Genomic DNA, 7,876 nt, shown 5'->3' on the forward strand with positions numbered 1-7,876 from the left:
TATCAGTACCTGCCGGGCTTTCCCGTCCCCGGCAAGCCTTCGGCCTGGTGCGAACCGACGTCATGGACGCTGTCGAGGACCTTCTGCTGCCCGGTCTTGATGTAGCGCTGCTGCGACTGGAGCTGCTGCGGGACCGCGTCGGCCACCTGACCCAGCGCATGGGTCGCCTGACGGAACAGCAGCCGCTGCTGCTGGAGCACCTGATTGGCGTTGAGCCCGAAATCCTTGTCGTGGCCGAGGACCTCCCCGGCGTTGCTCAGGCTGTCGTAGAAGCTGTCCCCGAACTCATAGATCAGGTCTCGCAGACCCTCGATGCTGTCTATCGCGTTGTTGAAGCGGGTCTGGTCGAACTGGAACTTGCTACTCATCGCCACCGTCCTCCACGATCTCGTCGTGCAGTGTGGCGCCCTTCCGGCCGCCACGGGGTTTGTTCGTCGTGGACCCACGCCCACGCTTGGCAGCGGCCAGGGCCGAGCCGAAGATCTGCTCCCAGTCGGGCGGCCGGTAGGAGACCTCCGGCGTCTCAAGGGCGGGTGTCTCGATGCCGGAGAACGTGTCCATGACCCGGCGCGCCATGGCCGCCCGGCCCCTGCTCGCCGCATCGAGGACGGCCGCCCCCAGCTCCGCCGCCTCCATCGTCCGGTACTTCTCGTCGAGGAACCTCACCCGCTTCAGCTCGCCCTGCGGGCCGACGGTCACCTCGACCGAGCGGTCCTTGGACCGTGCGGTCGAGGACGCGTCGGCGAGGTCGGCTCGCGCACGGGCCACCGCCTTCCTGGTCGCCTCGAGACGCTCCCGCGCCGCGGCGACCTGCCCCTCCAGCGAGTCGCTCGTCTCCATCTCCGTCACTCCTCTCCGCGCCGGGTGACCGCCGCGTACGTCATCCGATGACGGCCGGCGAGCCGCCCTCGTCGGTGCCCCAGACGTCCTCTTCCTCGGGCACCCACGCCTCGCGCTCCCGGTCGCCGCTCTCCGTCCGCTCCCGGTCGCCGCCTCCGTACGGGTCGTAGCCCGCGGTGGTCGGGGTGCGCCGGCCCGCGACGGTTTCCTCCTCGGTGGGGCGCCGGCTCCGCCGGCCGAGCGAACCGCCGCTCGACGGGACGATGTCGTCGTCCTCATAGACCTGGCGCACGCGCTCGCCGGAGCTCTTGTCCCCGCCGCCGCCCATGCCGCCAAGGCCGCCCATACCGCCCATGCCACCCATGGGCCCGCCCATGGGGCCCCGGCTCGTCGTCTGGTCGGCCAGGGGCGTCCCGCCGGTGGTGGTGCCGTCGATCCGCGTGCCCAGCGGGAGCACGTTCCCGGACGGGCTGACCGTGCTGCCGGGCACCGCGGACTCGGTGGCCATCTGGGTGGCGGAGCCGAGCGAGCCGTCGAAGGGCTGGTCGTGCAGCTCGGGCTCGTAGAGCGAGCTGGTGCCCAGGGATGAGCCGTGCGGCAACGTCGCCCCGTTGCCGAGCGACGTCGTGATCGTCTGCCCGTCCGGCTCGTGCGTGGTCGCCATGCTCGTACGCGGGTTGACCGTCGTGACGCTGCCGTCCGGGTAGTGCGTGGTGATCGTCCCGTCGCTATTGACCGTCGAGGTGCTGCCGTCGGGGTTCGTCAGCGTGTGTGCGTGGCTCAGGTGCTCGGTGGTGACGGACCCGTTCGGGTGGGTCGTCGTCTCCATGCCCGTGTGCGGGTTGATGGTCGTCGAGCTGCCGTCGCTGAAGTCTGTGGTGACGGTCCCGTCGGGATTGAGGTGGGTCTGGCTGCCGACCTGGTTGCTGCCGTAGGCGTTCTCCAGCTGGTGCTGGAACTGGTCCTGCTGCTGCTGGAGCTGGTGCTGGAGCTGCTGCTGGCTGTTGTTACCGCCGCCGGGCAGCTGCTGGTTGTACTGCTGTTGAAGCTGTTTCTGCTGCTCGTACTGCTGCTTGGCCTGCGCTTCCTGGTCCTGCTTCTGCTGCGCGTACTGCTTCTCGGCCTGCTGTTGCTGCTCCTTCTGGAGCTGCTCCTGCTTGGCCTCCTGGTCCTGCTGGTCCTTGCGCTGCTGGTCGTACTGCTGCTTGGCCTGCTCTTCCTGCTTCTTCTGGTATTCGGCCTCGGTCTTCTGCTGGTCCTTGTACTGCTGCTGGGCCTGCTCCTCCTGTTTCTTCTGCTGCTCTTCCTGCTTCTTCTGCTGCTCCTCCTGCTTGGTTTCCTGCTCCTTTTGGAGCTTCTCCTGCTTGGCCTCCTGCTCCTGCTGGAGCTTCTCCTGCTTCGCCTCCTGCTCCTTCTGGAGCTGTTCCTGCCTGGCCTCCTGTTCCTTCTGCTGCTGCTCCTGCTCCTTCTGGGCCTGTTCCTGTTTCTTCTCCTGCTCCTCCTGCTTCTTCTCCTGCTGTTGCTGCATGGCCATCTGTATGGCCATCTGCTCCTTGTACTGCTGCTCCTGCTTGGCCTCCTGCTCCTTCTGCTGCTCCTCCTGTTTCTTCTCCTGCTCCTCCTGCTTGGCCTCCTGCTCCTTCTGGAGCTGTTCCTGCTTCGCCTCCTGCTCCTTCTGAAGCTGCTCCTGCTTCGCCTCCTGCTCCTTCTGCTCCTGTTCCTGCTTGGCCTGCTGTTCCTTCTGCTCCTTCTCCTGTTCCTCGCGCTCCTTCTCGGCCTTGTCCTCCATCTCCTTCTGGTGCGCGAGGTCGTCGGCCCGCTGCTTGTCGGCCTTGTCCTCCATCTCCTTCTGATGGGCGAGGTCGTCGGCCCGCTGCTTGTCGGCCTTGTCCTCCATCTCCTTCTCGTGCGCGGCAGCGGCTGCCGCGTCGGCCGCCGCCTTGTCCTCCATCTCCTTCTCGTGCGCCGCCGCGTCGGCCGCCGCCTTGTCCGCCTTCGCCTGCTCCGCGGCGGCCTTGTCGGCCTGGTAGTCCGACTGGAGGTTGATGCTCTGGGTGGTCAGCTTGTTCAGCGTCTTGTTGACGTCGACCAGGGCGTTGTGCACGGCCGTCATCGCCTTGTCCCCGGCCGTGCCCAGCTGGTCGATGACGCTCTGCTGCCAGCGCTTGATCGCCTCTTCGCCGATGTTCTTCCACGTGGTGAGGTCGTTCAGGTCGCCGTAGCTCCCGCCGTTCTTGTTATTCACGCTGGTACGGAAGCCGTCTTCGGAGACCTCGTTCGACCACGTGGTGGCGTACTCGCTGACGTACGGGATCGCGCTGACCTTGACGAGGTTGTTGTCCCAGATGTCGTCGGTGACCTCGAGCAGGATGTCGTGCAGCCAGCGCAGCGGGTTGCCCGTGTAGAGCGCCCACGTGCTCCAGGTCGAGTGCAGGTTCGACATCGCGTTGTAGACGCCCTGCTTCGCCGTGCGCAGGTCGTTGCCGGCCTTGGAGCTGTAGCCCTGAAGCGGAAGGGTGTCGGTGTACTTCTGGTAGATGTTCCCGAGCTGATGGATGATGTCCCAGAAGACGCCGGCGGCCTGCCCCTGCCAGGCGGCATCCTCCGTGGTGCCCACCTCGTCTTCCCAGCCCTGGATCGTGTTCCTGCTGTTGTGGAAGAACTGCGCCGCCCGGTCGAACGCGTTGGCGACCCGGTCGAAGCCGGTCAGGTCGACGGCGGCGTCGTCCTCGACATGAACGTTGTTCCAGGCGTACCGCCAGGTCGAGTTCGGCGAGTACAGCAGTTGCTCCAGGGCCATGCCCCCGCCGTAGCTGTACTGGGAGAGCGGCCGTGAGTCCCAGCCCTGGAAACCGTCGGGCATGAGGTGGCTGCCCTTTTCGGTGAACTCCCCGCCCATGACCACGCCGCCGGCGGGGACCTCCCCGCCATAGGTGCCCAGCAGCGTGATCCGCGCCTTGCGCATCTGCACCGTCGAGCCCTTGCTCGTGGGCCCGTTGAAGAACGGCACGACGAAGTCGGTGTTCTCGATGCGCCAGCCGGAGTTCTGCGTCCGCCACGACATGGCGTCGATGGCACTGAGCTCGGCGAGGTCCGGCTCGACGTCCCAGTCGTGGATCTCGATCTTCATCAGCGGGATGTCGTCGTTGCCGTACAGCTGCTCGAAGATCACCCCGCGCTTGGGCGGCTGATAACCGGTGAGCGTGTAGACGGCGGTCCACCAGTCGTCGCCCGTCGAAAACGCCGGGGCCTTGTCCTGGCTGCTGTCGTCCGCCATGGTGCGCTCTCCGTTGGAAGATGTACGTGGGCCGGGATTACCGCCTGACGGTCAGGAGTCGCCGGAGCTTCCGGTGTCCTGGAAGTCGCCGGGCAGCGTGCCCAGGCCGTCCAGGAAGATCTTTCCGTCGATCTTCACCAGGGTGTCGTGCTGACCGTCCATGAGCTTTTTGATCGTGGTGTCCAGGTTGTCATGGAGATCGCGGAACAGGTTGATCTGCTTGGTGTAGACGTCGGTGATGGAATCGCAGACGTCGCTGACCTTCTTGACGAGCTTGTCGCCGCCGGAACCGCTGTCGGTCGCGAGTTTCCCGATCGACAGCGGCCGCTGCGCCTTGAAGATCCCCTTTTCGGTGTCGGACTCGTAACCGTCACCCGTGATGGAGCCGATCGCCACACCCGCCTCGGTGTCGGTGTTCGCGATCTTGTCGAGGGAATCCTGGAAGGGCGCGATCTGGTGATCGACGAAGTCCTGCAGCCCGTTCTTGTCCAGTGCGAGTTTCTTGTCCGCCATCGTTGCGCGCTCCTCGGCTTCATCTCCGTCATCGCCGGGCCACCGGCCCGGTCACCATAATGGTCATTCGGTACGCCGTGGCCTCCGGCCGCCGTGAGCGGGCGGGCGGCCGGAGGCCGGGCGCTCAGCCGATCCGCACCTCGGACCACATCTGGCTGAGGTTGTTCTCGTTGTACTTGTAGCTGCCGGAGATCTCGTCCAGAAGCTGCGAGTGCTGGGTGAGCATGTCCTCCATCGCCTTGATGGCGTTGTCCCATGCCTGCTGCTTCTTGTTGTAGGTGTCCGCGTCGTCACCGACCCACGACTTCTTGAGCTCGGTCAGCTCCATCTCCATGTTGGAGATCGTCGTGGCGATGGCCTTGGTCTGGCTGACCAGGTCGTCGGCGGCGTTGTTCATGTGGGAGTAGTCGACGTAGATGTAGCCGTCGGTGAAATCCTCGCTCATCGGTGTCCTCGTCTCTCGTCAAGCGGAATGGGGGGACGTGCTCAGCCGTGCAGGGCGTCGAAGACGGACTGCGACTGGTTGTACGCCTGGTTGATCTGGTCGTTGCTCGACCCCTGCTGCTGGTGCTGGGCGCTCAGGGTCTGGTTGAGCTTGTCGACCATGTCCCGCAGGTTGGTGAGGATGACGTCGCACTGCTGTTCCCAGTTGTTGACGAGGTCACCGAACGCCCCGCCGTCCGACCCCTTGTAGCCGGAGGCAAGATTGTGGCGTGTCGACTCGACGTCCTGCCGGATCTTCGTGACGCCGGAGAACGCCTGTTCCAGGGCGTTGATACCGTTCTTAGTCGCCGATACTTGCGACTGTTGCATTCCGTTGCCTGCCACCGCTCGCCTTCCTCTCTCGCTCGGACGCACGGGAACGGGGGCAGGATGGAGGGTCCACCATCCGATTCATCGCCCCATGCCCTTTCTCCTTATCGGGTGTGGCTTGTCGTCGACTTGTCACCGCCTTGCCCGGCGCCTCCGCACGGCTCCGGCGTCGCCGGGGAGGAGCCTGAAGCCGCGTCCGCCGAGCTCAGGTCGGGACCGGCCGGCACCATCGCGAGCAGCGGTGACGGCAGCGCCACCGCCTCGCCGACCGAGTAGCCGAGCGCCGCGAGGTCGTCGCTGGTCGGCACGCGGTACTTGGTGCCGGTGTCGGTCACGAGGTACACGGAGGCGCCGCCCGTGCCTCCGTCGGCCGCCAGAGCCCGTACCAGCACGCCTCCGCCGGGCGGAGTGGTGATGCGGTCCACCGGAACGCAGGCGGTGGAGGTCGGCGCCTGGGCGACCATGCCGAGCGTCGCGGGGTTCGCCAGCATCACGCTCACCCGGGGACCCGCGTCGCCCGGCACGACCCGTACGCAGGCGGACTGCAACGTGCCGCGGTCCACGAGCCGAGGCGGCGTCTCCGGCAGCGCCCCCGGGGGCGACGCCGTCTGGTCGGCCGGGGCGAGGTGCGCGTTCAGCACGTCGGGCGACAGCGTGGCCGCGGTCGCGCTCCGGTTCCCGTAGGCCAGGCGCCGGACGTCCGGGTCGCCCAGCAGCAGGTCGGCGACGGTGACGCTTATCTCGGCCAGGCCGTTCTGGCGCAGCTGGTAGTAGCGCGGCTCGGAGCCGATCACACCGACCCGGAACACCTGGCCGACGCGGGTCGCGTGCCCGTCGAGGGCCGGTCCGGCGGTGCCCATGCCGGGTACGGCCGGCGCGGTCAGGTCCGGTCCGGCCGGCAGCGCGTCGATGAACGCCGCCGAGACCGGAGAGGTGCCGCGGCCCGCGTAGCCGAGCGCGGACATCGCGCCGCTCTTCTGGTTCAGCCGCAACCGGCTGCCCTGCCACACGAGGTACACGGCGGAGTCGGGCCCGGTGACGAGCATCCCCTGGCCCGCCGTCAGCGGGTCGTCGTCGCCCGTGGTGCTCGCGCCCACGGCGAGCGTCGTGGAGGTGGCGGCCGGGCCGGCCTCACCGGTGCCGGAGCACACCGCCCACGGGCCTCGGCTCAGATCCGCCGGGGTCGGCAGCGAGTCGGGCGCGCCGACGATGCCGACCGGCTGCCCGTGCGGCGCGCCGTCCAGCGACTTCGTCCGCACCTTGCGCGTCTTCATCTTGCTGCCGCCGAGCAGGCGCGCCGACGCGTAGTTGCGGACCGGACGCAGCCGCCCGTCCACATAGAGGTAGGAGGCGCCGGTGTCCTGGTCGACGATCAGGCTCTGGGAGTCACGCCAGGTGTTCGACCGGCCCGGAGAGATCAGCCCCCAGATGAACGCCGCGGCGCACAGCAGCACCGCGACGACGATCCCGGCGATCGCGCCGCGGTTCGTCCGGCCCTGGGGGCTCTCCGGCGCGTCCGGGTCGGCCCTGAGCATCCCGGAAGTGATCCGGCCCATGACGAACAGGTGGGCCTGGACCTGGTCACGACGTGACTGCATCGTCTCCCGCCCGTCCTCTCCTGTCCCGGATCAGCCGATCGCCCGCAGCTCGCCGTACACGCCGAGGACCCACAGGGTCAGCGGCAGCAGGCTGACCGCCACCAGGCTGTGCAGGATCTCCGCGGCCCGGCCCCAGTACGGCACGAGCCGGCGGCCCGGCACGATCCATCCGGTGATGAGAAGCGCCGCGGCGACCGACGCCACCCCGACCGCCGGCAGCGTCCGGCCGCCCGGATCGGCCCCGGCGACCTCGACGGCGATCATCATGGCGGCGCCCCAGACGCCCGGCGCGACCAGGGACAGGCGCTGCCAGACGTTGCCCAGACCCCGGCTGTGCAACACCAGGAGCAGGGACACCGCGGCGGCCATCAGAAGCTGGCTGAGCCGGTGGTTGTGCGCCAGCGCCGTCACGCAGAGGGCACAGGTCAGGCCGACCGTCGCGTACAGGGCGGTCATCCAGGTGTCGGCGAGGACCGCGCGGGCGGCCACGGCCGACGGCGAGCGCGGTTCGATACCCTCCTGGAGCTGGTCGGCGTTGGTCGGCAGCGGCGGTGTTCGCAGCCCCGACAATCGGAACGACAGCGACGGCACGAACGCGCCGAAGATGACCGCCACCAGGATGACGATGCTCGCCGCGTGCTCGGGCGGCATCCCCGCGACCATCACCAGGACGCCGCCGAACGCGCCCGCGATCGCGAACACGGTCGCGCCGACGAAGAGCGCGGTGTAGGCCGCCACCACGGCGAGCGCGAGCACCGAGGCGCCCGCCTCCGCCGCGGACTCGGCCAGCAGCCGGGCGCGGAGCGTCCGGTAGTGGTCGGGGCCGCTCAGCGCG

The 7,876-nt window shown here is 68.1% G+C and carries 8 protein-coding genes; all 8 read right to left on the minus strand.

The features are described from left to right. Positions 1-2: 2 nt before the first annotated feature. Entirely contained in the window at positions 3-368 is a 366-nt protein-coding gene (locus ACFFNX_RS02745) for a hypothetical protein (RefSeq protein ID WP_378194502.1), read from the minus strand. Beyond that, the gene (locus ACFFNX_RS02750; RefSeq protein WP_378194505.1) at positions 361-840 is read right to left on the minus strand and encodes a YbaB/EbfC family nucleoid-associated protein; all 480 of its coding nucleotides are present in this window, start codon (positions 838-840) and stop codon (positions 361-363) included. Before ACFFNX_RS02750 ends, ACFFNX_RS02745 begins: the two co-directional genes overlap by 8 nt. 40 nt (positions 841-880) lie before the next feature. Next, a complete protein-coding gene (locus ACFFNX_RS02755; RefSeq protein ID WP_378194508.1) occupies positions 881-4,117 on the minus strand; it encodes an AAWKG family protein in 3,237 nt (1,078 codons plus the stop codon). 51 nt (positions 4,118-4,168) lie between these two features. Further along, positions 4,169-4,630, minus strand: coding sequence for a type VII secretion system-associated protein (locus ACFFNX_RS02760; protein ID WP_378194511.1), 462 nt, complete (start codon positions 4,628-4,630; stop codon positions 4,169-4,171). A 124-nt stretch (positions 4,631-4,754) separates the two neighbouring features. Further along, positions 4,755-5,075: a WXG100 family type VII secretion target gene (locus tag ACFFNX_RS02765; protein ID WP_378194514.1), complete on the minus strand. Its 321-nt coding sequence runs from the start codon at positions 5,073-5,075 to the stop codon at positions 4,755-4,757. Positions 5,076-5,116: 41 nt separating this feature from the next. Then, positions 5,117-5,458: a hypothetical protein gene (locus ACFFNX_RS02770; protein WP_378194517.1), complete on the minus strand. Its 342-nt coding sequence runs from the start codon at positions 5,456-5,458 to the stop codon at positions 5,117-5,119. Between the two features lie 89 nt (positions 5,459-5,547). Beyond that, a complete protein-coding gene (eccB, locus tag ACFFNX_RS02775; protein WP_378194520.1) occupies positions 5,548-7,041 on the minus strand; it encodes a type VII secretion protein EccB in 1,494 nt (497 codons plus the stop codon). A 30-nt stretch (positions 7,042-7,071) separates the two neighbouring features. After that, positions 7,072-7,876, minus strand: an 805-nt coding sequence (gene eccD, locus ACFFNX_RS02780; protein WP_378194523.1) for a type VII secretion integral membrane protein EccD, incomplete at its 5' end; no start/stop codon positions are given.

The sequence above is a fragment of the Actinoallomurus acaciae genome (assembly GCF_042429965.1).
Taxonomy (GTDB): Bacteria; Actinomycetota; Actinomycetes; order Streptosporangiales; family Streptosporangiaceae; genus Actinoallomurus; species Actinoallomurus acaciae.

Excerpts from the sequence above, each read along its gene's own strand:
- ACFFNX_RS02760 (WP_378194511.1), bottom strand. The coding sequence starts at position 4,630 with ATGGCGGACAAGAAACTCGCACTGGACAAGAACGGGCTGCAGGACTTC.
- ACFFNX_RS02765 (WP_378194514.1), bottom strand. The coding sequence starts at position 5,075 with ATGAGCGAGGATTTCACCGACGGCTACATCTACGTCGACTACTCCCAC.
- eccB (WP_378194520.1), bottom strand. The coding sequence starts at position 7,041 with ATGCAGTCACGTCGTGACCAGGTCCAGGCCCACCTGTTCGTCATGGGC.
- ACFFNX_RS02745 (WP_378194502.1), bottom strand. The coding sequence starts at position 368 with ATGAGTAGCAAGTTCCAGTTCGACCAGACCCGCTTCAACAACGCGATA.
- ACFFNX_RS02750 (WP_378194505.1), bottom strand. The coding sequence starts at position 840 with ATGGAGACGAGCGACTCGCTGGAGGGGCAGGTCGCCGCGGCGCGGGAG.
- ACFFNX_RS02755 (WP_378194508.1), bottom strand. The coding sequence starts at position 4,117 with ATGGCGGACGACAGCAGCCAGGACAAGGCCCCGGCGTTTTCGACGGGC.